Below are 242 nucleotides of genomic sequence, written 5' to 3' on the forward strand. Positions count from 1 at the left end.
ATCCAGCGGTCCAGCGCGACCATGTCGGCGGTCGCTACCAGGTCATGGGCGGGATCGAAGCCGTCGCGGTTGCCGATCAGGAAGGTCGCGGTGTGGGGCAGGCGCCGGTAGGCGTCGGCGGTGCGCGGGAGGATTTCCTGCGACAGCGAGAGTGCGGTGCTGTAATCGGCGGAGGCGAGCCACAGGCGCAGGGTGACCGCGCCCAGGGTCTGCATGAGGTCCTGCGGGTCGAGGCCAGGGCC

At 70.7% G+C, this 242-nt stretch carries 1 protein-coding gene; it reads right to left on the reverse strand.

Going from position 1 to position 242, the window contains the following annotated elements; genetic code table 11:
• A partial coding sequence (locus ACQG3P_RS22455) for a hypothetical protein (protein WP_426806291.1) occupies nt 1-242 on the reverse strand: 242 nt, incomplete at both ends.

Origin of the sequence: Stenotrophomonas sp. SrG (assembly GCF_050031795.1) — a bacterium.
GTDB lineage: Bacteria > Pseudomonadota > Gammaproteobacteria > Xanthomonadales > Xanthomonadaceae > Stenotrophomonas > Stenotrophomonas rhizophila_A.